General features: G+C 67.5%; 19 protein-coding genes. 6 read left to right on the top strand and 13 right to left on the bottom strand.

Going from position 1 to position 22,011, the window contains the following annotated elements; genetic code table 11:
• Positions 1-238 precede the first annotated feature (238 nt).
• Genes J2T47_RS11550 through J2T47_RS11530 form a run of 5 tightly spaced genes read left to right on the top strand, consistent with a single transcriptional unit; the run spans position 239 to position 6,849 of the window.
• Positions 239-2,074 (top strand): monovalent cation:proton antiporter-2 (CPA2) family protein, encoded by a 1,836-nt coding sequence (locus tag J2T47_RS11550; protein WP_253446280.1) that lies wholly within the window; start codon positions 239-241, stop codon positions 2,072-2,074.
• A 10-nt stretch (positions 2,075-2,084) separates the two neighbouring features.
• Entirely contained in the window at positions 2,085-3,188 is a 1,104-nt protein-coding gene (locus J2T47_RS11545; protein ID WP_253446277.1) for an AI-2E family transporter, read from the top strand.
• 13 nt (positions 3,189-3,201) lie between these two features.
• Positions 3,202-4,722: an efflux transporter outer membrane subunit gene (locus J2T47_RS11540; RefSeq protein ID WP_253446274.1), complete on the top strand. Its 1,521-nt coding sequence runs from the start codon at positions 3,202-3,204 to the stop codon at positions 4,720-4,722.
• Positions 4,719-5,843 carry an HlyD family secretion protein gene (locus J2T47_RS11535; RefSeq protein WP_437180976.1) on the top strand — a complete coding sequence of 375 codons (1,125 nt, stop codon included), beginning with the start codon at positions 4,719-4,721 and terminating at the stop codon, positions 5,841-5,843. Before J2T47_RS11540 ends, J2T47_RS11535 begins: the two co-directional genes overlap by 4 nt.
• A complete protein-coding gene (locus J2T47_RS11530) occupies positions 5,833-6,849 on the top strand; it encodes a DUF2955 domain-containing protein (protein ID WP_253446271.1) in 1,017 nt (338 codons plus the stop codon). Before J2T47_RS11535 ends, J2T47_RS11530 begins: the two co-directional genes overlap by 11 nt.
• On the opposite strand, the gene J2T47_RS11525 is transcribed toward J2T47_RS11530, so the two are convergent.
• Positions 6,846-8,573: a SulP family inorganic anion transporter gene (locus tag J2T47_RS11525; protein ID WP_253446267.1), complete on the bottom strand. Its 1,728-nt coding sequence runs from the start codon at positions 8,571-8,573 to the stop codon at positions 6,846-6,848. The genes J2T47_RS11530 and J2T47_RS11525 overlap by 4 nt on opposite strands.
• Before the next feature lie 180 nt (positions 8,574-8,753).
• Here J2T47_RS11525 and J2T47_RS11520 point away from each other — a divergent pair, with 180 nt between their 5' ends.
• Positions 8,754-9,428, top strand: coding sequence for a MarC family NAAT transporter (locus J2T47_RS11520; protein ID WP_253446264.1), 675 nt, complete (start codon positions 8,754-8,756; stop codon positions 9,426-9,428).
• Between the two features lie 37 nt (positions 9,429-9,465).
• Here the strand turns inward: J2T47_RS11520 and J2T47_RS11515 are convergent, their stop codons facing one another.
• From J2T47_RS11515 to J2T47_RS11460, 12 genes are all read right to left on the bottom strand, one after another.
• Entirely contained in the window at positions 9,466-10,815 is a 1,350-nt protein-coding gene (locus J2T47_RS11515) for a DUF2252 domain-containing protein (protein WP_253446260.1), read from the bottom strand.
• 222 nt (positions 10,816-11,037) lie between these two features.
• Positions 11,038-11,967, bottom strand: a complete 930-nt coding sequence (locus J2T47_RS11510) for an electron transfer flavoprotein subunit alpha/FixB family protein (RefSeq protein ID WP_253446257.1) — start codon at positions 11,965-11,967, stop codon at positions 11,038-11,040.
• A complete protein-coding gene (locus tag J2T47_RS11505; protein WP_253446253.1) occupies positions 11,967-12,716 on the bottom strand; it encodes an electron transfer flavoprotein subunit beta/FixA family protein in 750 nt (249 codons plus the stop codon). The genes J2T47_RS11510 and J2T47_RS11505 overlap by 1 nt, the downstream gene beginning before the upstream one ends.
• A gap of 173 nt (positions 12,717-12,889) precedes the next feature.
• The gene (locus tag J2T47_RS11500; protein WP_253446250.1) at positions 12,890-14,029 is read right to left on the bottom strand and encodes an acyl-CoA dehydrogenase family protein; all 1,140 of its coding nucleotides are present in this window, start codon (positions 14,027-14,029) and stop codon (positions 12,890-12,892) included.
• A gap of 13 nt (positions 14,030-14,042) precedes the next feature.
• Complete coding sequence (locus tag J2T47_RS11495; protein WP_253446247.1) at positions 14,043-15,236, bottom strand: acyl-CoA dehydrogenase family protein; 1,194 nt, start codon at positions 15,234-15,236, stop codon at positions 14,043-14,045.
• Positions 15,237-15,696: 460 nt separating this feature from the next.
• Positions 15,697-16,848: a thiolase gene (locus J2T47_RS11490; protein WP_253446244.1), complete on the bottom strand. Its 1,152-nt coding sequence runs from the start codon at positions 16,846-16,848 to the stop codon at positions 15,697-15,699.
• Positions 16,845-17,234 (bottom strand): Zn-ribbon domain-containing OB-fold protein, encoded by a 390-nt coding sequence (locus tag J2T47_RS11485; RefSeq protein ID WP_253446241.1) that lies wholly within the window; start codon positions 17,232-17,234, stop codon positions 16,845-16,847. Before J2T47_RS11485 ends, J2T47_RS11490 begins: the two co-directional genes overlap by 4 nt.
• A gap of 14 nt (positions 17,235-17,248) precedes the next feature.
• Positions 17,249-17,695, bottom strand: coding sequence for a PaaI family thioesterase (locus J2T47_RS11480; RefSeq protein WP_253446238.1), 447 nt, complete (start codon positions 17,693-17,695; stop codon positions 17,249-17,251).
• Complete coding sequence (locus J2T47_RS11475) at positions 17,692-18,669, bottom strand: NAD(P)H-dependent flavin oxidoreductase (protein ID WP_253446235.1); 978 nt, start codon at positions 18,667-18,669, stop codon at positions 17,692-17,694. The genes J2T47_RS11480 and J2T47_RS11475 overlap by 4 nt, the downstream gene beginning before the upstream one ends.
• A 16-nt stretch (positions 18,670-18,685) precedes the next feature.
• The gene (locus J2T47_RS11470; protein WP_253446232.1) at positions 18,686-19,777 is read right to left on the bottom strand and encodes a Zn-dependent alcohol dehydrogenase; all 1,092 of its coding nucleotides are present in this window, start codon (positions 19,775-19,777) and stop codon (positions 18,686-18,688) included.
• A 9-nt stretch (positions 19,778-19,786) separates the two neighbouring features.
• Positions 19,787-21,193, bottom strand: a complete 1,407-nt coding sequence (locus J2T47_RS11465; protein WP_253446229.1) for a coniferyl aldehyde dehydrogenase — start codon at positions 21,191-21,193, stop codon at positions 19,787-19,789.
• Positions 21,194-21,219: 26 nt separating this feature from the next.
• Entirely contained in the window at positions 21,220-22,005 is a 786-nt protein-coding gene (locus J2T47_RS11460; RefSeq protein ID WP_253446226.1) for an enoyl-CoA hydratase/isomerase family protein, read from the bottom strand.
• Positions 22,006-22,011: the final 6 nt, after the last annotated feature.

Below are 22,011 nucleotides of genomic sequence, written 5' to 3'. Positions count from 1 at the left end.
ACCCATACTCAATTCACGCTCATCGCTCCCCTTCGAGGCCCGTGTGCAGGAAGTTCCTCGGTGCGAAGCAGTGCGTGAAAGGTGCGACACCGGTACAAGCCCCCTGCTCTCTTTCCCGATGAAGAAGCCCTGTGAGCGTGGGTGACGTGGCAGCCAGGAAGCAGTCGGCGGGAGAGTCACCTCCCGGCGAAATCGACAGGGCCATGCGGCCCGCAAGGAACCACAAGAGGGCTGATGAATGCCAAATGACGGGAGCCTGCTGCAGGCGACGGTTATCTTCCTGCTGACGGTCGTCATACTCGTTCCCCTGGCGCAGCGCGTGAGGCTCGGCGCCGTGCCGGGCTATCTGCTGGCCGGGATCCTGATCGGCCCGTCCGTGCTCGGCCTGGTCAGCCATCCGGAGAACGTCAGCCGCCTCTCGGAAATGGGCGTGGTGATGCTGCTGTTCATCATCGGCCTGGAGCTTTCCCCGCGGCGCCTGTGGATGATGCGCGGTTCGCTGTTCGGCGTGGGCTCGTTGCAGGTGGGACTGACCGCACTGGTGCTGGGCCTGATCGCCTTTGCGCTCTTCGGCCAGTCGCCGGCCGCTGCCGTGGTGCTTGGCGTGGGTCTGGCGCTCTCCTCCACGGCCTTCGGCCTGCAGGTGCTCGCCGAGCGCAAGGAACTGGGCAAGCCCCAGGGCCGGCTGGCCGTGGGCATCCTTCTGTTCCAGGACATCGCCGCCATTCCCCTGATCGCCGTGGTGCCGTTGCTGGCCGGCAGCGGTGACCCTTCCAACGAGGGCGTGCGCCCGCTGTTGACGGTGGCGGTTGGCATCGGCGTGGTGATCATCGGCGGTCGTTACCTGCTGCGCCCGGTCTTCACCTGGGCCGTGGGCTCGGGGCTGCGCGAGCTGTCCACCGCCACCGCGCTGCTGGTGGTGCTGGGCACCGCCTGGATCATGGAGCACGTCGGTGTATCGATGGCGCTGGGCGCCTTCCTCGCCGGCATGCTGATGGCCGAGTCGCAGTTCCGGCATGAACTGGAATCCCAGATCGAGCCGCTCAAGGGCCTGCTGCTCGGCCTGTTCTTCGTCGGCGTGGGCATGACGGCCGACCTCAGCCTGCTGGTCAGCGCGCCGCTGCTGGTGCTGGGCCTGACGGTGCTGCTGGTGGCAATCAAGCTGCCATTGCTGTTCGGCCTGGGGCGCTTTACCGGTGGGCTGCAACGCTCCGAGGCCCTCTGCCTGGCCGTGGTGCTGGCCTCCGGCGGCGAGTTCGCCTTCGTCGTGTTCAAGCTGGGCCTGGATCACCGCCTGCTGGGGCAGAACGTCCACGACGTGCTGGTGCTGGTCATTACGCTGTCGATGGCCGTGGTACCGCTGGTGATGATTGCCCTCGCCCGCCAGCTGCGCAATGCCGCGCCGGCGAAGGAAGTGCCGGACGGCCCGCCGCAGGTGAATGACGAGCCCCGCGTGGTGATCGCCGGGCTGGGCCGCATGGGCCGGGTGGTGGCCAACCTGCTGCAGGCTCAGGGCGTACCCGTGGTGGCGCTGGACACCTCGATGGATGCCCTGGTCCGCCAGCGCAAGGAAGGCCGGATACCGGTCTACTACGGCGACCCGACGCGCCCGGAAATCCTCCACGCCGCCAAGGTCGGCGAAGCGGACCTGGTGATAGTCGCCACCGACGATCCGCAGATCAACCTGAACACCGTGGATGCCCTCTCCCGCCTCTACCCGAAGACCCGGGTGATCGCCCGCGCGCTCAACCGGCAACAGGTCCTGCAGTTGCTCGACCGGGGGGCCAACCCGGTGCGTGAAACCTTCCATTCCAGCCTGGAAATGGGACGCCGCGCCTTCATCGAACTGGGCGTGAGCGAGGAACAGGCCACGGCCTGGGTGCAGCGCTATCAGCAGCAGGAAGTGCAGTCGCTGCTGGAGCTGCACCGCCAGGGCCGTGACGACGAACCCGGAGGGCGTTTCGACGACGACGGCAGCCTTCAGAGCCTTGCCGGCGTCACGCCCGCCGCCCCGGAGCAATCCCCCGAATCACCCTCGCAAGGCGCCGAACCGCGCCAAGACCGCCCGGCCTGAGGAGGACACCATGCAACCAGGCTTCAAGCTCGACAGCGCCCTGTCCCAGAGCATGCTCGACATTCTCATCAAGGCGGGGCTCGTCGCCGCCCTGGTGATCTTCTCCTTCGAGGTGTTCCAGCCGTTCCTCGAACTGATGCTGTGGTCGGTGATCCTCGCGGTCACCCTCTATCCCGTGCTGCGTCGGGTCAAGGCGCGCACCGGGCTGAAGGACGGCCACGCCGCAACCCTGATCGTGCTGTTCGTGCTGCTGGTGCTGATCGCCCCGGTGTACCTGATGGCGACGTCCATCGCCGGGTCGGTGGAAGGCCTCGCGGCACTGCTCAAGAGCGGCACCCTGAGCGTGCCGGCGCCCTCACCTTCGGTCGCCGAGTGGCCGCTGATCGGGCCGCGCGTCTATGACTTCTGGCTGTCCGCCTCCACCAGCCTGAGCGACGTGCTGCGCAGCCTGATGCCGAACATCAAGGACGCCGGGCGCGTCCTGCTGGGCGCTGCCGCCAGTGCCGGCGGGGCCTTCCTGCTGTTCATCGGCGCGGTGATCATCTCCGGCATCATCATGGCCTTCGGCGAGATGGGCACCATCGCCGCACAGCGAATCGCCCAGCGGATTTCCGGTGCGGAGCGTGGCCTGCACATCGCCGCGCTGTGTACCGCCACTATCCGCGCAGTGGCCCTGGGGGTGATCGGCATCGCCTTCATCCAGATGCTGCTGATCGGCATCGGTTTCGTCATCAAGGGCATCCCGGGTGCGGGCATCCTGGCGCTGATCGTACTGGTGCTGGGCATCGCCCAGGCACCGGCGAGCCTGGTCACCCTGCCGGTCATCATCTATGTGCTGAGTACCGAAGGTTTCACCGGCACGACCATCGTGTTCGCCGTCTATATCTTCGTCGCCGGCCTCGCCGACAACGTGCTCAAGCCACTGCTGCTCGGGCGCGGCGTCGACGTGCCGATGCCGGTGGTGCTGATCGGCGCCCTCGGCGGCATGGTGGTCAAGGGCATCATCGGCCTGTTCCTCGGCCCGGTAATCCTTGCCGTGACCTACAAACTGTTCTGGCAATGGGTGGACCAGCAGGTACCGAAGATGGACAAGCCCGCCACTCCGTCCGAATGACCCAGGGATCGCCATGCCAGAGCGCGTCAGACGCTGCACCCTGATCCTCGCCGCCCTGCTGGGCGGCTGCACCCAGGTCGGCCCGGACTACCGGAAGCCGGAGCAGCCGTGGCTGGACGGCTGGAGCACGCCGTTGCTGGATCAGGCCGGCCACCGTGCGGCTGCACCGGACTTCAGCCGCTGGTGGGCGGTGTTCGCCGACCCGACCCTGGATGCACTGATCGCCGAAGCCGATGCTCACAACACCAGCCTGCGCGTGGCCGGCCTGCGCATCGCCGAGGCACGCGCACAACGGGCCATCGCCGAGACCGGGCGTTATCCGCAGCTGCAGCAGATCAGCGCCGACAGCCTCTACCTCAAGCAGAATCAGCACGGCGCTCCCAGCGCGCGGGACTCGGTGTTCTGGCAATCCAGCGTGGGCTTCGACATCGGCTGGGAAATCGACTTCTGGGGCCGCTTCAGCCGCGCCATCGAGTCGGCCGACGCGGTGTATTTCGCCTCCCAGGCCAATTACGCGGACGCCATGGTGCTGCTGCGCGCCCAGGTCGCCGACACCTACTTCGGCCTGCGCACCGCCGAGGCGCGCCTGGATATCGCCCGCGAGAACGCCAGACGCCAGGAGCGCAGCCTGGAAATCACCGAGCGGCTGTTCCGCCACGGCGAGAACGATGAGCTGGACTGGCAGCAGGCACGCACCCAGTACCTGGCGACCCAGGCGACCATCCCCGAGTTCGAGAATCAGGTGAACGCCCTGCGCAACATCCTCTGCGCCCTGCTCGGCCGTCCGCCGGGCGAGATGCCGGAGCTGCTCGCCCGCCACGGCCAGTTGCCGATGCCCAACGGCGCGATCCTCCAGGACGTACCGGCGAGCCTGCTGCAGCGCCGCCCGGACATCCGCGCCGCCGAGCAGGCGGTGGCTGCGCAGTCGGCACTGGTGGGTGTCGCCGAAGCCGACCTGTATCCGTCGCTGAGCCTGATCGGCAGCCTCGGCTGGAGTTTCGTCTCGGCCAGCAACCTGCCCGACAGTTTCAACCTCGCCGCCGGCCCGAGCCTGATCTGGAACCCCTTCGACTACGGCCGGCGCAAGAACGCGGTGCGCGTGGAAGATGCGCGCCTGCAGCAACTGATCGAGCTGTATCAGCAGGACGTGCGCAACGCCGCGCGCGAGGCCGACGACGCCGCCAGCGGCCTGGTGCGCTCGCTGCAGAGCGCCGGCATCCGCGAACAGGCCTCGCAGGCGGCGCAGCGTTCACTGAGCCTCGCCAGCTCGCAGTACCGCGAAGGTTTCGCCGACTTCCAGCGCGTGCTCGACGCCCAGCAACTGCTGCTGCAACAGCAGGACGGCTACCTGGTCAGCCGCGGCAACGCGGTCAGCAGCCTGGTGGCGCTGTACAAGGCGCTCGGCGGCGGCTGGGACAGCCGTCGCGCACCCATCGATTCCGCCACCCGGCAACAGATGCAACAGCGTACTGACTGGGGCGACCTGCTCGATGAGCCCACCCCGGCCGCCCAGGATCAAGGAAGCCCGAAATGAGCGATACACCCGCTACGTCGCCGGCACCGTCCGCGCCTCCCGCCCCCGGCAAGTCCGCGCCGGATCGTGGCATGCGCCTGGTGTTGCTGCTGATCGTCGTCAGCCTGGTCTGGTACCTGCTCGCCGACCGTTTCACGCCCTATACCCAGCAGGCGCGCCTGCAGGCCTATGTGGTGCCGGTGAGCGCCGAGGTGGCCGGCCCGGTGAAGCGCGTGGTGGTGGGCAACAACCAGGAGGTACACAAGGGCGACGTGCTCTTCGAGCTGGACCAGGAGCAGTACCGCATTGCCCTGCAGCGCGCCGAGGCCGACCTGGACACCGTGCGCCGGCAGATCGGCGCGAGCACCGCCGGCATCGACTCTGCCCAGGCTTCGCTGGCCGCGGCGCAGGCCAACGAACGCAAGGCCCGCCAGGACGCCGAGCGCCTGCAGCGGCTCTACCAGGAAGACCCCGGCACGGTTTCCGTGCGCCGTCTGGAAAGCGCGCAGGCGACCCGCGAACAGGCCGCCAGCCAGGTCGCGGCAGCCCGTGCCGAAGTCGAGCGCGCCCGCGAGCAGCAAGGCGGCCACGACGAAGACAACGCCCAGCTGCGCAGCGCCACGGCGAACGTCGCCAAGGCCCGGCTGGACCTGGCCCGCACCACGGTGCGCGCCGACTCCAACGGGCTGATCACCGACCTGCGCACCGACGTCGGCCACTACGTCGGCCCCGGCAACCCGGTGATGACGCTGATCGCCATCCACGACCTGTGGATCAGCGCCGACATGACCGAGAACAACCTCGGCCACCTGCGCAACGGCACGCCGGTGCTGGTGGTACTTGATTCGCTGCCCGGCGAGCTGCTCAAGGGGCACATCCGCAGCATCGGCTATGGCGTCAGCGTCGGCCAGAGCACGCCGCCGGGTTCGCTGCCGACAGTGCAGAACAGCCGCGAATGGCTGCGCTCGGCGCAACGCTTCCCGGTGATTGTCGAGCTGGACCGCGACCAGCTGGAAAGCCCTGCCGGCCTGCGCGTGGGTGGCCAGGCCGAAGTCATGGCGCTGCCCAGCGAAGGCAATCCGCTGAACCTGCTCGGCCGCGGCTTCATGTGGCTGATGAGCTGGCTGTCGTATGCCTATTGAGCTGCGGCGGCGCCGGGCTCTCCGACTGGCCTGGGGCACGGCACTGTGCCTGGCGGCCAGCTACGGAATCGGCATGCCGATTCCGTTCCTCGCCCCCGTGCTTGCCGTGCTCCTGCTGGCGATGCGCGCCCAGGCCCTGCCGCTCAAGGCGGCTCCGGCGCTGGCTGTGCTGGTGATGCTCAGTTGCGGTATCGGCCTGCTGCTGATCCCGCTGCTGCGCCACGCGCCCCTCAGCGGCGTGCTGCTGGTGGGCGTCGGCCTCTACTGCGTGTTCCGCTACGCACTGCGCGGCGGCAACGGCCTGCTGGCGAACCTGCTGGTGATCGGCCTGACCCTGATCGCGGCTGCCGGCACCAGCGATTTCACCCTGGCGTTGTCGGTGGTCGAAGCGCTGGCCAAGGGCATGCTGCTGGCCGTGCTGAGCACCGCCGTGGCCCATGCCCTGTTCCCGGAGCCGGCCAATGCACCCTCGCCTCCCGCCCCGCCGCTGCCCAGTGAGGAAGATGCCGCCTGGATCGCCCTGCGCGCCGTGCTGATCGTGATGCCGGCGTTCCTGCTGGCGATCATCGCGCCGGACCGTTTCATGCCGCTGATCATGAAGTCCGTGAGCCTCGGCCAGCAGGCCGGGGAAACCCGCGCGCGCCACGCCAGCCGCGAGCTGATAGGTTCCACCCTGCTGGCCGGCGTGCTGGCGATCCTGGTCTGGAGCGCCCTGAGCCTGTTCGTGCACCTGTGGATGTTCTTTCTCTGGGTGCTGCTGTTCACCCTCTGGCAGGGGCGTCGCCTGTATGCCGCGGTGGCCACGCGCAAGAGCCCGGCGTACTGGGTCAGCTGCCTGACCACCATGCTGATCCTGCTGGGCCAGTCGGTGCAGGACAGTGCCGGGGGTCAGGACGTCTACCGCGCCTTCGCCATCCGCATGGCGCTGTTCCTGGCGGTGTCGCTCTACGCCAGCGGCATGCTCATCTGGATCGACGGCCGCCGCGCGAAAGCCCGAGCGGCTTAGGGCTTCCAGTCCACCCCGGAGTCGGCCAGGTAGGCATCCACGGCGGCACCCAGCGTCGGGTGGAACGCCGATTCGCCCAGGCCCTCGAACAACTCGAACTGCTTCATCTTGTCCTTCACCGGGTCCTTCATCTCGGCGAACTGCAACTCGACGCCGCGCTGCTCCAGCACCTTGTCCAGCTCGGCGAGCATGTCCGCGGACGTCACATCGATACTGGTCACCGGGCTCGCGGCGATGACCAGCCGCTGTACCGGCGTCGGCGACTCATCCAGCGCCGCCAGCACCTGGTTCTGGAACTGCTCGGCGTTGGCGAAGAACAGCGGCGCATCCCAGCGCAGCAGCACCAGGCCGGGGATGCGCCGGGCATTCGGGTAACGCGTTATGTCATGATAGCCGCGCACCCCGTCAACCCGCCCGAGCACCGCGTGGTGCGGTCGCCAGCCGTCCCAGAGGAACTCGATCACCGAGATCACCACCGCGATGCAGATGCCCGGAATGGCGCCGAACACCGCCACGCCGGCGAAGCAGCTGATGGACAGCCAGAACTCCCAGGGCTGCATGCGGTAGATACGCTTCAGGTCGGCGAACTCGAACAGGCCCAGCGCGGCGGCGATCACCACCGCAGCCAGGGCGCTGTTGGGCAGGTGTTCCATCAGGTTCGGCGCCACCAGCAGCAACAGGGTCACCGCCAGCGCACCGACGATGCCGGTGAGCTGGGTTTTCGACCCCGCGGCCTCGGCCACCGGCGTACGCGAGGAACTGCTGCTGATGGGAATGCCCTGGAACAGCCCGGAAGCGACATTCGCCACGCCGAGGCCGAACATTTCCTGGTTGGGGTTCACCGGGCTTTTCAATCGCGCCGCGTAGGTTCGCGACAGCACGCTGGTGTCCGCAAAGGAAACCAGCGCCACGGCGACGCCGCCCAGCACCACTTCCACCAGGTCGATATCGGAGACCCATGGCAAGGCGAACGACGGCAAGCCTTGTGGCAACTGGCCCAGCACCTTGACGCCATGGCTGCCGAGGTCGAACAGGCTGACCGCCAGCGTTGCCAGGATTACCGCGATGAGGATGCCGGGAATGCGCTTGTAGGGCTTGAGCAGCAGGATCAGTACCAGACTGCCGGCGCCCACGGCGAAACTGGTCCAGTTGGCGCGCCCCTCCATCAGAGCCTGGCCCAGATGCCAGATGTCCCGCAGCGGCCCTTCGCTGTCGACCTTGATGCCGAACAGTTTGGGCAGTTGGCTGATCAGCACCGTCAGCGCGATGCCGTTCATGTAGCCATAGCGGATCGGCTTGGACAGCAGTTCGGTGATGAAGCCCAGGCGCAGCAGGCCGGCAACCATGCACACCACGCCCGACACCAGCGCCATCAGGCTGGCGATGGCAATGGCCCGCTGCGGGTCGCTCGCCGCGTACTGCACCACCACCGCGAGGATCGGCGCGGCCAGCGCCGAATCCGGGCCGAGCACCAGAATCCGGCTCGGCCCGAACAGCGCGTAAGCCAGCAGCGGAATGATGGTCGCGTACAGCCCGTAGATGCCCGGCACGCCGGAAGCCTCGGCATAGGCAATCCCCACCGGTACCAGCATGGTGGTCAGCACCAGGCCGGCGGCCAGGTCCCTGGGCAGCCAGCCCGCCTGGTAGTGGCGCAGGGTGGCGAGGCCGGGCAGCCAGCGCTGCCAGTCGAAGCCGGAACGGGATCGCGACGGGGCTTCGGTCATCGGGGAACGGCTCCAGGCGGGGACGGCGCAAGGCTCAAGCGAAGCGGCAGCCTTATCGTCATACAGCGTAGTTCAGCGCCCGCATCAGCGGTGCTCGAGCATTCCCGATAGTTTCCGTGCCGCCGGCGGATTCGCACCTAAACTCCCCCCAGCCTTCCGCCACTGGAGAAACGCCCTGCCATGAGCAGTTTGTTCGACGCCATCCTACTCGGGCTGCTGGCCTTGCTGCCGCTGATCAACCCGCCGACCACGGTCGCGCTGTTCCTCGCGCTGTCCCAGGGCTTCAGCCGCGAGGAGAAGAACCAGCAGGCGCTGCTGACCGCCTGCTACGTGTTCATCATCATGACGCTGACCTACTACATCGGCGAGTTCATCATGGGGGTGTTCAGCATCTCGATTCCGGGCCTGCGCGTCGCCGGCGGCGGCATCCTCTGCATCATCGGCGGGCGTATGCTGTTTCCCGCGCCCATGCCCTCCCCTGACTCCCGCGAGGAGCTGCCCGAGCGCACCAGTTTCGCCTTCATTCCGCTGGCCATGCCGAGCACCGCCGGACCCGGCACCATCGCGATGATCATCAGCTCTGCCGCCAGCATCAAGCACAGCACCAGCTTCCCGCACTGGGTGATCCTGGTCGCGCCGCCGCTGATCTTCCTCTGCACCGGGCTGATCCTCTGGGGCTGCCTGCGCGCCTCGGACCTGATCATGAAGGCCACCGGCAAGTCCGGCATCGACGCCATCTCGCGACTGATGGGTTTCCTGCTGGTGTGCATGGGCGTGCAGTTCGCCATCAACGGCCTGGTGGAGGTCGCGCAGACACTGATCGACAGCAACGCCCACCTGCTCGCGCAACCCTGAAAGCAGGCGGGCAGCGAAGTACCCGGCGGCCCCGACCCTAGTCTTCTTCCATCAGCACCTTCACCCGTCCTGCCCGCACAGCCTTGACCAGCACGCCGTGATCGCGCTCGGTCTGGTCGGCATAAAGCAGGGCGAAGTCGCCCATGGCCTCGTCGAAGGCGTCGCCCTTGCCCAGGTAGCCGCTGATGGTCGCCGCATCGCCGGACTTGGCATGGGCGCGGGCCAGGGTCAGCCCGCAGATGTCGGCGTAGCGCTCCAGCTGCGTTGCGCTTATGCGCTCCACGGGGACCGACAGCTTCATGTCGCGCAATTGCCGGACAAAGTAGTCACGCCCACCCGGGCTGCGCATCCAGCCCAGGAAGATGTCGCTGGAGGACTGCATCAGGCGCTGGCCCATCACAACCCGCTGGCCCTGATGCACGTACTGGCTCCTGCCTGCATAGGGCTCGAGCACGGAGCGACAGGACTCCTTGAACTGCAGGATCAGCGGATGGTTCTCCTCGGAGAACAGCAGCGCGATGAAGCAGCGGGTGCCGACACTGCCGATGCCGACCACCTTCATCGCTGCATCCACCACCCGATAACGGTCGAACAACACCCGGCGGTCATCCGACAGGCTGATCCGGTAGTCGAGCAGGCTGCTCTGCACGCGCTGCATGAAATCCGCTTCGGCAACGTGGTAGATGACCGGCGGCTGGTCGATGATGCGCGGCTGGCCGCCCACCTGTTCGGCGATCTTCGGAAAGGCGCTTTCCACCACGCGTTCGCGGGCTCGGTCGAACAGTTGCTGGCGGAACTTGCGGGCCTTGGCGTCCGGCGCCATCTCCAGCAGGGTCTGGGTATCCAGGCGGGAGTACCAGACCTCCAGCGGACTCATGCGCGAGTAGGCGCGCAGGTTCTCGCGGTAGGCCCGCGCGCAGGTCGCTGCGACCTCGTGCGCCCTGACATCGCTCAGGCCACTGCTGCGGGCGGCCACGGCGAAGCTCGCCACCAGGCGCTTGATATCCCACTCCCACGGCGCCGGCAGGGTTTCGTCGAAGTCGTTGAGGTCGAACACCAGGTTGCGCTCGGGCGTGGCGAAGAGGCCGAAGTTGAGCAGATGGCAGTCGCCGCAGGCCTGTACGTTCACACCGATATGCGGGGCGCCGGCGAGGTCGTGGGCCATCAGCGCGGCCGAGCCGCGCAGGAAGGTGAAGGGGCTGCGCAGCATGCGTCCGTAGCGGATCGGCACCAGGTCCTTGAGCCGGTCACGGTTGGACTTCTCCAGGATGGCGATGACATCCCGCCCGCGCCCGGGGGGCTTCCACAGGCCATGGGCCTCGCGGGGGATCTTCTGCCGCAGGCGCTGGCCGATGCCCAGCCGCTCCTCGCGGGAGCGAAACTGCACGGCAGACTCGGGGGGACCGGCTTTCTTGCCGGAAGCTTTCTTCGGGGAGGCCATGATGCGTCGACACCAGGGGTCAGGGACGTGCGGCGCACGGAGTCGCAGCGCCGGTCTGCTCGCGGAGCCGGCCCGGGCGCCGGCTCCCCTCCTTTCAAACTAGATCACTTTCGGCGGCGCCACTGGGAGCCGGGCGTGTTTTTATCGCGCACCCGTTCCGCCCCTGGCTCAGAGTGCTCCCTGCAGCTCCGGCACCGCGTCGAACAGGTCGGCGACCAGGCCGTAATCGGCCACCTGGAAGATCGGCGCCTCTTCGTCCTTGTTGATCGCAACGATCACTTTCGAGTCCTTCATGCCCGCCAGGTGCTGGATGGCGCCGGAGATACCGACGGCCACGTACAGCTGCGGAGCAACGATCTTGCCGGTCTGGCCGACCTGCATGTCGTTGGGCACGAAGCCGGCATCCACGGCAGCGCGGGAAGCGCCGACGGCAGCGCCCAGCTTGTCGGCCAGGGAGTAAAGAATGCTGAAGTTGTCGCCATTGCCCATGCCACGGCCGCCGGAAACGACGATCCTGGCAGCGGTCAGTTCCGGGCGGTCGGACTTGGCCAGTTCTTCGCCCACGAAGGCGGACTTGCCGGCATCGGCCGGGCCGGAAACGGCTTCGACAGCAGCCGAACCACCTTCGGCAGCCACGGCGTCGAAGCCGGTGCCACGCACGGTGATGACCTTGATGGCAGCCGAGGACTGCACGGTAGCGATGGCGTTACCGGCATAGATCGGGCGCTTGAAGATGTCGTCGCTAACGACTTCGGTGATCTCGGAGATCTGGTCGACGTCCAGCAGCGCGGCGACGCGCGGCAGGAAGTTCTTGCCGTTGGTGGTGGCCGGGGCCAGTACGTGGCTGAAATGACCGGCGATGGCCGCGATCAGCGGCGCCAGATTCTCCGGCAGCTGATGAGCGTAGGCAGCGTTGTCGGCGACCAGCACCTTGGCAACACCGGCGACCTTGGCAGCGGCTTCAGCCACGCCACCGACGTTCTGGCCAGCGACCAGAACAGCGATGTCACCACCGATCTTCTGCGCAGCAGCGACTGTGTTCAGCGTTGCCGAGCCCAGCGCGCCATTCGAATGTTCTGCAACAACCAAAACAGCCATCAGATCACCTTCGCTTCGTTCTTCAGTTTCTCGACCAGTTCGGCAACGGACTTGACCTTGATGCCAGCGCTACGGGCAGCCGGAGCTTCGACTTTCACGGTCTTCACGGTGGAAGCGGTGGAAACGCCCAGGGCGTCCGGGGTCACCACGTCCAGCGGCTTCTTCTTCGCCTTCATGATGTTGGGCAGCGACGCATAGCGCGGCTCGTTCAGGCGCAGGTCGGTGGTGACGATGGCCGGCAGGTTCAGGGCAACGGTCTGCAGGCCGCCGTCGATTTCACGGGTGACGTTGACCTTGTCGCCAGCAACTTCGACCTTGGAGGCGAAGGTGCCCTGGGCGTAGCCGGTCAGCGCAGCCAGCATCTGGCCGGTCTGGTTGTTGTCGCTGTCGATGGCCTGCTTGCCGAGGATGACCAGCTGCGGCTGCTCTTTGTCGACAATGGCTTTCAGGGCCTTGGCCACGGCGAGCGAGTTCAGCTCATCGTTACTCTCGACCAGCACGGCGCGGTCTGCGCCGAGGGCCAGTGCGGTGCGCAGCTGCTCCTGTGCGCTGTTCGGGCCGACCGAGACCACCACGATCTCGCTGGCGACGCCTTTCTCTTTCAGGCGCACGGCTTCTTCCACGGCGATTTCGCAGAAGGGGTTCATGGACATCTTGACGTTGGCCAGATCGACGCCGGAGTGGTCCGCCTTGACGCGAACCTTGACGTTGTAATCGACCACGCGCTTGACGGCTACGAGGACTTTCATTCGGTTGTTTCCTTGGCTAACGCCGGTTTGCATCGGCGCTGCGATTGAGGAGGTTCGCGAGCAAGCTCGCTCCTACAGGGAGCACCTGCTCTTCGTAGGAGCGAGCTTGCTCGCGAACGGATTCATGCCAAGCCGTCGGGCGGATAACGCTGGCGCGTTATGCGCCCTACGTTCTAGGCCACGTCCATCAGTTGGCTGAAGGCCTGCAGGTGATGGTCGTCGTCGCCGAACTGGTGGCTGATCATCACCAGGTGCTTGGCGTAGTGCGAACCCAGGTATTCGTCGGTGAGGCCGATGCCGCCGTGCAGCTGGATGCACTGCTCGGAGATCAGGCGTCCGGCGCGGACGGTGATGTACTTGGCGGCGGCCAGGGCGCGGCTGCGCTCGGCGCTGTCGGGCTGGTCGGCGACGCAGGCGGCGAGGATCGCCATGCTGCTGGCCTGGTCCAGCTCAGCGCGCATGTCCACCATGCGGTGCTGCAGCACCTGGAAGGAGCCGATGGCAACACCGAACTGCTTGCGGGTCTTCAGGTAGTCCAGGGTCAGCTCGCAGGTGGCTTCCATGGCGCCGACCGCTTCGGCACATTGCGCAGCGATGGCGCGGCCCTGCTGGTAGCGCAGTGCGTTGAAGGCCTCACCGGGTTCGCCGAGCACGCGTTCGCTGGCGACGAAAGCGCCGTCCAGGTACAGCTCGCAGGCCTTGAGGCCGCTGGCGGTCGGGTAGACGCGGCGCTTCACGCCGGCTTCCGCCGGGTCGAGGAGGAACAGGCCGATGCCCTGCTCGTCCAGTTCGCCGCCGGCCACGCGGGCCGAGACCAGGATCAGTCCGGCACTGTGCCCGCCGATCACCGCGACCTTGCGCCCGCTCAGCCGCCAGCCGCCGTTCACCGGTTCGGCGCGGGTGGCCACGCTGTTCATCTCGTAATGGCTCTGTGGTTCCTCGAAGGCCACCGCCAGTTGCAGTTCGCCGCTGGCAACGCGGGTCAGCAGCTGGTCCTTCTGTGCGTCGTTGCCCAGCTGGGCCAGCAGGCCGCCGGCGAACACCACCGACTGCAGGTACGGCTCCAGGCACAGGCCACGACCCAGCTCGGTGTGCACCAGCAGGCTGTCCACGCCGCCGCCGAAGCCGCCGTAGGCTTCGGGCAGGGACACGCCGGTCAGGCCCAGCTCGCCGAGCTGCCGCCAGAAGTCGACGCTGTAGCCCAGCTCGCTGCGGCGATAGGCCTCGCGCTGTTCGAATCCGTAGGCGTCACGTACCAGACGCGCCGCCGTGTCTTGCAGCATCTGCTGCTCTTCATTGAGTTTGAAGTCCATGGTCGGCTGCCTGTCAGAGTCCGAGGTTCACTTTGGAAACGATGTTCTTCTGGATTTCGTTGGAGCCGCCGTAGATCGAAAGCTTGCGCATGATGAAGTACTGGCTGGCGGCGGTGGCGCTGTAGTCGGTGTGCAGCAGGTCGCCCGAGCAGGCCTCCATTTCCTCTTCGAGGAACGGCAGCGCATAGGGGCCGACGGCCTTGCGCAGCAGGTGGGTGATCGCCTGGCGGATCTCGGTGCCGCGCACCTTGAGGATCGAGCTTTCCGCGCCACTGCCGCCACCTTCGCGGGCGGCGGCGAGGATGCGCAGGTTGCTCATTTCTGCCGCCATCAGCTGCATGTCCAGCTCGGCGATCTGCGCGCGGAACAGCGGGTCGTCGAGCAGCGGCCTGCCGCCCTTGCGCTCACGCGCCGCGATGCCCTTGAGCTGGCGCAGCAACTGCTTGGAGAAGCCGATGCCGGCCAGCCCGGTGCGTTCGTGGGTGAGCAGGTACTTGGCGCAGGTCCAGCCGTCATTCTCCTGGCCTACCAGGTTGGCCACCGGCACCTTCACGTTGTCGAAGAAGACTTCGTTGACCTCGTGCTCGCCGTCCAGGGTGATGATCGGGCGCACGGTGATGCCGGGAGACTTCATGTCGATCAGCAGGAAGCTGATACCGCGCTGGGCCTTGGCCTGCGGGTCGGTGCGCACCAGGCAGAAGATCCAGTCGGCGTGCTGGCCCATGGTGGTCCAGGTCTTCTGGCCGTTGACGATGTAGTGCTCGCCTTCGCGCACGGCGCGGGTCTTCAGGCTGGCCAGGTCGGACCCGGAGCCCGGCTCGGAATAGCCCTGGGCCCACCAGTCGGTCATGTCCAGAATGCGCGGCAGGAAGAAGGCCTTCTGCGCCTCGGTGCCGAAATGGATGATCACCGGACCGACCATGACCGCGCCGAACGGCAGCACGCGCGGTGCGCCGAAGATCGCGCACTCTTCCTCGAAGATGTACTTCTGCACCACGCTCCAGCCGGTGCCGCCGTGCTCCACCGGCCAGAGGGAGGCGTGCCAGCCGCGATCGTTCAGGGTGCGCATCCAGAAGACGTTGTCCTGCTTGGAGAGGCGCTTGCCGAGCTTGACCTTGGCGGCCAGCTCGGCCGGCAGCTTGTCGCGCAGGAAGGCCCGCACTTCCTCGCGGAAGGCCAGCTCTTCAGGCGTGTAGTGGATATCCATCGAGGTGTTCCTCAGACCTGTTGTTCTTGTGGGCCGCTTTCACGGCAGGGGTTTCGTCGTCGAGTATCGGGAGGTGGCGCGGGGCTGGCTGTAGTTCGTTCGGACCAATTTCGGAGGGGATTTTCCGGCTGGGGTGAAAAGCAGAAAGCCCGCGCGGCATGGGCCGGGCGGGCTTTCGGTAGATTGCGTGCCTGAGCCTCCCCCTCACCCCAGCCCTCTCCCTCAGGGAGAGGGGGCAGCTCGTGCCGGCTGACGCATTAGTTTCCTCCTGCACCGAACGGTCCCCTCTCCCTTCGGAGCGGGGCGCGCAGCCAGGGTTAGGGAGAGGGCAGCGGATGACGAGGCTGCATAAGTGTCGGTGCCTGGCTCCGCTCCCCCTCCCTAGCCCTCCCCCGCAAGCGGTAGAGGGAACCGTTCGGTGCGGTCGGCGAAATGGAAGTCAGCCGGATTACCCAGCGAACTAGAGCGCCGCCTCACTCCCCAGGAACGCCGTCACCTGGCTCGACAGCGTCCCGCCATTGCCATGCAGCAACGCGATATCCGCCTTCTTCAACTGCCGCTCCCCGGCCTGACCGCGAATCTGCGTCACCGCTTCGAGGATCAGGAACATCCCGTACATTCCCGGATGCACGCACGAAAGGCCGCCACCATTGGTGTTCACCGCCAGCTCGCCGCCGGGGGCGATGCGCCCGCCCTGGACGAAGCGTCCGCCCTCGCCCTTCGGGCAGAAGCCGAGGTCTTCGAGGAACAGGAGGGTGTTGATGGTGAAGGCGTCGTAGAGCATCACCAGGTCGATATCGGCGTGGCTCACGCCGGCCATCTGCATGGCCCGCGGGCCGCTTTCCGAGGCGGCGGTGACGGTCAGGTCGGGCATGCACACCACCGAGCGGTGCCACTGTGCGCCGCCTGCGCCGAGGAAGTAGGCCGGCTTGTTCGGCAGGTCGCGGGCGCGGTCGGCGCGGACCATCACGCAGGCCCCGGCGCCATCGGTGACCAGACAGCAGTCGGCGGCGCTCAGCGGGTCGCTGACCATCCGCGCGCCCAGCACGTCGTCCATATTCAGCGGGCCGCGGGCGAAGGCCTCCGGGTTGAGGTTGGCCCATCCGCGCGCCGCCAGGGCCACTTCCGCCAGCTGCTCGCGGGTGGTGCCGTACTGGTGCATGTGCCGGCTGGCCGCCAGCGCATAGGAGGTGATCGGGTGCCGCGGCTTGTAGGCCGTCTCGTGCCACTGCGGTTCGCTCATCGACACCAGCTTGCCGCCGGCGGTGCGCTGGTTGGAGCCATAGCAGATCAGCGCCACGTCACACAGGCCAGCCTGCAGTGCCAGGGTGGCCTGCAGCAGGTGCCATTCGAAGCTGGAACCGCCGACGTTGGTGCCGTCGACGAACTTCGGCTTGATGCCGAGGTACTCGCACACCGACAGCGTCGGGAAGGCATGGGAACTGGTAGCGGAGAACACCGCATCGACGTCGGAGAGCCTGAGCCCGGCATCGGCGACGGCCTTCAGCGCAGCCTGGCCGAGCAGCTCCATGGCGCTGAAGCCGTGGGCTTCGCCGATTCCGGCGCTGCCGATGCCGACGATGGCGGTCTTGCCGCGAAGGGACGAATTCATGCCTGCACCTCTTCGATCACGTCGAACACCACGAGCGCCTGCCCGTCTTCCTCGATCACCCGCGCCTTGACGCGGCTGCCGATGGGCGCGGTTTCCCGGCCTTCGATGCGCGACATCAGGCGCACGCCTTCGTCGAGGTCGATCAGCGCCACGTTATGGCTGGCGTTGCGCGAGCGGTTCACCGTGATGGCGTAGATGCGCCCGGTGCCGGCGGCCTCGACCCATTCCAAGTCGGTCTCGCCGCTGCCAGGGACCGCCACGCGCGGGTAGAACACGTGGCGGCCGGTGGAGGCGCTGCGCTGGATCATGAAACGGCCCTGCTGGAGGAACCGCAGGTACTGCGCCTCCGGCCCGACGGGCGCGGTGGCTGGGGGATGCTCGGCCATGGCTGGCTCCTGGGTCATTGCGTCCGGCCGTGGAGGCTGCGCGTATTGTTGATGAAGGTGCCCTTGCCGCGCGCCAGCAGCTTGTCGCCGTCGCGCAGGTCGCAGCTGGCCACGCAGATGCTGCGGCCGAGCTTGTGGATCTGCACATGGACCTCGATCCAGCGTCCCGGCAGCGCCGGGCTCAGGTAGTCCATGTCGAGGTTGATGGTGGCCGGCGGCAGTTCGCTGCCGGCGGTGAGCTTGATTGCCGTGCCGAAGCCGGTATCGACCAGGGTCGCGAGAAAGCCGCCGTGGGCGATGCCCAGCGGGTTCAGGTGCTCCTCGAGGACTCGCGCCGCCACCACGCGGCGTTCCAGGTTCACGTACACCCCACCGCAGTTGTTGACGAAGCCGGGCCGGGACATGGGCTGGAAGCCGGCGGGCACCGCGCCCTCCTCTGCGATGAAATCACTGGCGCTCATGCTTCGCCCCCCGCGAAACGCTGGGCACGCTGCAGGCTGGCCCGGCACTCGCGGACCATGCGCTGCAGCAGCTCGGCGCAGCTGGGAATGTCGTCGATCAGGCCGACGCATTGCCCGGCGGTGACGATGCCGTCGTCCGCCGCGCCACTCTCCAGCGCCGCACGGCCACGGGCGCCGGCCACCAGGTGACGGATGTCCTCGAACTGCGCGTTGCCGCGCTTCTCGATGCTCACCACTTCCTCGGAGATCGGATTGCGCAGCACCCGTGCGGTGTTGTGCAGGGTGCGGAAGATCAGCCGGGTGTCGCGCTCGGTGGCGCCCACCAGCGAGCGCTTGATGTTCTCGTGGATCGGCGCTTCGCGGGTGGCGCAGAAGCGCGTGCCCATGTTCACCCCTTCGGCACCCAGGGCCAGCGCGGCGGCCATGCCCTCGCCATCGGCGATGCCACCGGAAGCGATCACCGGTATCTGCAGGCGGCGTGCCGCCAGCGGGATCAGCACCAGGCCGGGAACGTCGTCCTCGCCCGGATGCCCGGCGCACTCGAAGCCGTCGATGGACACCGCATCCACGCCCAGGCTCTGCGCCTTCAGCGCATGGCGCACGGCCACGCACTTGTGGATCACCGTCATCCCGGCGGCCTTGGCGCGGGCGATGAACTCGCCGGGGTTGTTGCCGGCGGTCTCCAGCACCTTCACGCCGCTGGCGATGATCACGTCCAGGTAGCGCTCGTAGGGCGGCGGGTTGATCGACGGCAGCAGCGTCAGGTTCACGCCGAAGGGCTTGTCGGTGAGGGTTCGGCAGCGCTCGATCTCCTCGCCCAACGCCTCCGGGGTCGGCTGCGTCAGCGCGGTGAGGATGCCCAGCCCGCCGGCATTGGAAACGGCGGCGGCCATCTCGGCGCGGCCGACCCACATCATGCCGCCCTGGATGATTGGGTAGCGGATGCCGAGCAGTTCGGTAATACGTGTCTTCATGGGGTTTCTCCGCGTTTCACTGGTCGAAAACGATGACCGAGCGCGCCAGTTCGCCCCGGCGCAGCTCGTCGAAGCCCTGGTTGATCTGGGCAAGATCGATGCGCTGGGAAATCAGCTCGTCGAGCTTCAGCCGGCCCTGCAGGTAGAAGTCCACCAGCCGCGGGAGGTCCACCGGGAATCGGTTGGAACCCATGAACGAGCCCTGGATACGCCGTTCGGCGAGGAAGTCCAGGCCGCTCAGTTCCAGCTTCACGCCGGGCTTGATCATGCCGATGACCGTGGCGCTGCCGCCGCGCGCGAGCATGGCGAAGGCCTGCTCGGCGGTCTGCTTCAGGCCGATGCACTCGAAGGCGTGCTGCACGCCGCCACGGGTCAGCTCCAGCACCTGCTGCACGGCATCGCCGTCGGCAGCGTTGATCACGTCGGTGGCGCCGAAGGTCTTCGCCAGCTCCAGCTTCGAGTCGAGCCGGTCGATGGCGATGATCCGCCCTGCCCCGGCCAGCGCCGCGCCATTGACGGTGGACAGGCCGATGCCGCCGCAGCCGATCACTGCCACGGTCTCGCCCGGCCGCACCTGGGCGGTGTTGAACACCGCACCGGTGCCGGTGATCACCGCGCAACCGAGCACGGCGGCGCGGTCCAGCGGCATGTCGCGGCGGATGGCGACGCAGGCGTTCTCGTGCACCAGCATCTGTTCAGCGAAGGCCGAGAGGTTCATGAACTGGTTCACCGGCTTCAGGCTGGTGACTTCGCTCAGGCGCGGCTCATCGTCCTTGCCGCGCCTGGTCTCCGGCGACACGCACAGCGACAGGTGTCCGGAAACGCAATGCGGGCAGTGCCCGCAGAAGGCCGAGAGGCAGGTGACGACGTGGTCGCCCGGCTTCACCGAGCGCACCTCGGAGCCCACCTGCTCGACGATGCCGGCAGCCTCGTGGCCGAGGATCACCGGCATCGGCCAGGGATAGGCGCCCTCGATGAAATGCAGGTCGGAATGGCACAGGCCCACGGCACGGGTGCGGATCAGCACCTCGCGCGGGCCGGGCTTGCCGATGGCGACTTCCTCGATGGACAGCGGCGTGCCCGGTTGGCGCAGTACAGCGGCTTTCATGGCAGTTCCTCAGCGGCTGATCAGCGCGGCGACGGCCTGGCGCACCGGTTCGACGTAGGGCGGACGCATCAGGTCGGGGCCGTCGGCCGGCTTGAACACCGCCTTGGCGTGGCTGAAGGTGCGGAAGCCATCGCGGCCGTGGTACGAGCCCATGCCCGAAGGACCGACACCACCGAACGGCAGGCTCTCGATGCCAACGTGCTTGATCACGTCGTTGATCGTCACCCCGCCGGAAGTGGTGCGGCGCAGCACCAGCGCCTGCTCGTCGGCATCCACACCGAAGTAGTACAGGCCCAGCGGACGCGGGTGGGCGTTGATGTAGTCGATCACCTCGGCGATGGTCTTGTACGGCTTGATCGGCAGCAGCGGGCCGAAGATTTCGTCCTGCATCACCTTCAGCTCGTCACCGGGGTTGCGCAGCAGCGTCGGCACAAGCTTGTGCCCGGTTTGCGCGGCGAAGTCCTCGCCGGCCGGGTTCAGTTCGATCAGCTCCACGCCCGCCGCCCGTGCCTCGTCCAGGTAGCCCTGCAGGCGCTGCTGGTGGCGGACATTGATAACCGAGGTGTAGTCGGGGTTGTCGCGCAGGCTCGGGTAGATGCGCGCGATCACTTCACGGGCGCTGGCGATGAAATCGTCCAGCGATTCCTCGGGGACGAATACGTAGTCCGGCGCCAGGCAGATCTGCCCGGCGTTGTGCAGCTTGCCGGCGATGATCTTCTGCACTGCGGCCGGAAAATCGGCCGAACGGGAAATGATGGTCGGCGACTTGCCGCCCAGTTCCAGGGTCACCGGCACCAGGTTCTCGGCGGCGGCGCGCATCACCTGGCGACCGATGCTGGTGGCGCCGGTGAACAGCAGGTGGTCGAAGGGCTGGGCGCAGAACGCCTGGCCGACTTCCGGCCCGCCGGTGATCACCGCCACTTCGTCCTCGGCGAACACCGAGGCGATCATCCGGGCGATCAGTGCCGAGCTGTGCGGGGTGAATTCCGATGGCTTGATGATGGCGCGGTTGCCGGCGGCCAGCACCCCGGCGAGGCCGGTGAAGACCATGTTCACCGGGAAGTTCCACGGCGTGACGATGCCCACCACGCCCAGCGGCTGGTACTCCACCCAGGCTTCGCCGCGCTCGCAGTGACGCGGCTCGGGCTGCATCCAGCCGAGCAGCTGGGCCCTGGTCTGCTTCAGGCTCATCAGTGGCGAGAGCACTTCCACCACGCGGGAGAAGTCGTCGCTGCGCTGGCCGAAGTCGGCGCGCACCGCTTCGACGATGGCCTGCTGGTGATCGACCAGCAGGCCGATGGCGCGGTCGATCAGCTCGATGCGCCGCTCGGCGCTCAGCGGTTCACTGGACAGGTGCGCGGCGCGCTGACGGTCGAGCACGGCGCGGATGGCGGCGCCGGGGCTGGTCTGGCTCATGGGGGTCTCCTGATGGACTCTTCTGGTTATTCGGTCGTCGGCCACTGGTACTGCGGGGCTTCCTTGCGCAGGAAGCGCGCGGAGGCCTCCTTCACGTAGCTGGAAGTGAGCGCCACGGCCTGGGCGGCAGCTTCGGCGTCGAGCTGGGTCGCCAGGTCATTCTCGAAACTGCGGGCCAGCAGGCGCTTGCTCATGGCGAAGGCCGGGGGCGACATCTCTGCCAGGGCCCGGGCCAGTTCCTCGGCGCGTTCAACGGCGCGCTGGCCTTCATGCCGCTCCAGGGCGATGCCCAGCTGCACGGCCTCGGCGGCGCCGATCTCGCGGGCGGAATAGATGATCTCGCGGGCGCGCTGCATGCCCACCAGGCGCGGCAGCAGCCAGGAGGCTGCCAGGTCCGGCACCAGGCCGATGCGGGCGAAGGCCATGCAGAAGCGGGCGCGCTCGCTGGCAATGACGAAGTCGGCAGCCAGCGCCAGGCTGAAGCCGGCGCCGTAGGCCACGCCGTCCACCAATGCGACCACCGGGCGATCGAAGTCCGCCAGGGCGGCGAGCAGGCGGTTGGTTTCCGCCATGCGCATGCGCACCGCGCCGGCTTCGGGCGTGCCGCCCATGCTGCTGACGTCGCCGCCGGAGCAGAACGCCCCGCCAGCGCCGCAAAGCAGCAACGCGCGTACTTCCGGGTTGCGCCGCAGCTCAGTGAGCGCGTCGATCAGTTCGGCGACCATCGCCGTGGACAGCGCGTTCCTGCGTTCCGGGCTGGCCAGCGTCAGGCGCGCCAGTCCGTCTTCGATGGAGAGTTCGGTGCTCGACATGCGTAC

Origin of the sequence: Pseudomonas nitroreducens, assembly GCF_024170165.1 — a bacterium.
Lineage (GTDB): Bacteria > Pseudomonadota > Gammaproteobacteria > Pseudomonadales > Pseudomonadaceae > Pseudomonas > Pseudomonas nitroreducens_C.
The sequence above is the reverse complement of the archived record's forward strand: the minus strand, read 5'-3'. Positions and strand labels throughout refer to the sequence as shown.

Coding starts and splice junctions, on each gene's coding strand:
- J2T47_RS11500 (WP_253446250.1), bottom strand. CDS start 14,029: ATGGACTTCAAACTCAATGAAGAGCAGCAGATGCTGCAAGACACGGCG.
- J2T47_RS11540 (WP_253446274.1), top strand. CDS start 3,202: ATGCCAGAGCGCGTCAGACGCTGCACCCTGATCCTCGCCGCCCTGCTG.
- J2T47_RS11475 (WP_253446235.1), bottom strand. CDS start 18,669: ATGAAGACACGTATTACCGAACTGCTCGGCATCCGCTACCCAATCATC.
- J2T47_RS11460 (WP_253446226.1), bottom strand. CDS start 22,005: ATGTCGAGCACCGAACTCTCCATCGAAGACGGACTGGCGCGCCTGACG.
- J2T47_RS11525 (WP_253446267.1), bottom strand. CDS start 8,573: ATGACCGAAGCCCCGTCGCGATCCCGTTCCGGCTTCGACTGGCAGCGC.
- J2T47_RS11470 (WP_253446232.1), bottom strand. CDS start 19,777: ATGAAAGCCGCTGTACTGCGCCAACCGGGCACGCCGCTGTCCATCGAG.
- J2T47_RS11490 (WP_253446244.1), bottom strand. CDS start 16,848: ATGAATTCGTCCCTTCGCGGCAAGACCGCCATCGTCGGCATCGGCAGC.
- J2T47_RS11480 (WP_253446238.1), bottom strand. CDS start 17,695: ATGAGCGCCAGTGATTTCATCGCAGAGGAGGGCGCGGTGCCCGCCGGC.
- J2T47_RS11495 (WP_253446247.1), bottom strand. CDS start 15,236: ATGGATATCCACTACACGCCTGAAGAGCTGGCCTTCCGCGAGGAAGTG.
- J2T47_RS11530 (WP_253446271.1), top strand. CDS start 5,833: ATGCCTATTGAGCTGCGGCGGCGCCGGGCTCTCCGACTGGCCTGGGGC.
- J2T47_RS11550 (WP_253446280.1), top strand. CDS start 239: ATGCCAAATGACGGGAGCCTGCTGCAGGCGACGGTTATCTTCCTGCTG.
- J2T47_RS11505 (WP_253446253.1), bottom strand. CDS start 12,716: ATGAAAGTCCTCGTAGCCGTCAAGCGCGTGGTCGATTACAACGTCAAG.
- J2T47_RS11520 (WP_253446264.1), top strand. CDS start 8,754: ATGAGCAGTTTGTTCGACGCCATCCTACTCGGGCTGCTGGCCTTGCTG.
- J2T47_RS11510 (WP_253446257.1), bottom strand. CDS start 11,967: ATGGCTGTTTTGGTTGTTGCAGAACATTCGAATGGCGCGCTGGGCTCG.
- J2T47_RS11485 (WP_253446241.1), bottom strand. CDS start 17,234: ATGGCCGAGCATCCCCCAGCCACCGCGCCCGTCGGGCCGGAGGCGCAG.
- J2T47_RS11465 (WP_253446229.1), bottom strand. CDS start 21,193: ATGAGCCAGACCAGCCCCGGCGCCGCCATCCGCGCCGTGCTCGACCGT.
- J2T47_RS11545 (WP_253446277.1), top strand. CDS start 2,085: ATGCAACCAGGCTTCAAGCTCGACAGCGCCCTGTCCCAGAGCATGCTC.
- J2T47_RS11535 (WP_437180976.1), top strand. CDS start 4,719: ATGAGCGATACACCCGCTACGTCGCCGGCACCGTCCGCGCCTCCCGCC.